The 859-nt window shown below is 73.7% G+C and carries 1 protein-coding gene; it reads left to right on the top strand.

The window, feature by feature from the left end; genetic code table 11:
- Positions 1–8 precede the first annotated feature (8 nt).
- The coding region (locus FV222_RS27755) for an efflux RND transporter periplasmic adaptor subunit (protein WP_246685717.1) at positions 9–859 on the top strand (851 nt) is incomplete at its 3' end.

Raw genomic sequence — 859 nt, 5'->3', positions numbered from 1 at the left:
GCACGACGCTGATCGCCGACGCGGTCGAGACCGCCGCCGTGCCCGAGGCGCAGGCCATCGCGCCGGCGATCAGCGTCGTGCCGGCCGAGACCCGCGAGATCGTCGAGCGCGCGGTGATCACCGGCACGCTAGTGCCCCGCGACGAGATTTTGGTGTCGCCCGAGATCGAGGGCTTCCGCATCATCCAGCTTCTGGTGGAGGAGGGCGACCGCGTCGCCGCCGGCCAGGTGCTCGCGCGGCTCTCGACCGAGATGATCGCGACGCAGGAGGCCTCGAACGTCGCGGCCATAGCCCGCGCCGAGGCCGCGATCGTCCAGGCGAAGAGCCAGATCGTCCAGGCGGAAGCCGCGCAGACCGAGGCGCGGCTGTCGCTCGAACGCGCCCAGACCCTGATCAAGACCGGGAACGGCACCGCCGCGATCCTTGAGCAGCGCGTCTCCGCCGCCCAGGGCGCCGACGGCCGGCTCGCCTCCGCCCGCGGTGGCTTGCAAGCCTCCGAGGCCGACCTTGCCACCGCGAAGGCCGCCGGGACCGAGATCGCGCTGAGGCGTGCGCGCACGGCGATCCGTGCACCCGAGGCCGGCATCGTCAACCGCCGCACCGCCCGCGTCGGCGGCACCGCGACCGCCGTCGGCGAGCCGCTGTTCCGCCTGATCGCCCGGGGTGAGATCGAGCTCGAAGGCGAGGTGCCGGAGACCTGGCTGCCGCGGATCAAGGTCGGCGACCCCGCCCGCCTCGATCTGGAGGACGGACGCCAGATCGTCGGCAAGGTCCGCCGGGTCTACCCGGAGGTCGACCGGACGACGCGCCTCGGCAAGGTCCGCATCGCGCTCGGCGACGACCCGGCCCTGCGCATCGG

It is taken from the genome of Methylobacterium sp. WL103, from assembly GCF_008039885.1.
GTDB lineage: Bacteria > Pseudomonadota > Alphaproteobacteria > Rhizobiales > Beijerinckiaceae > Methylobacterium > Methylobacterium cerastii.
The sequence above is the reverse complement of the archived record's forward strand: the minus strand, read 5'-3'. Positions and strand labels throughout refer to the sequence as shown.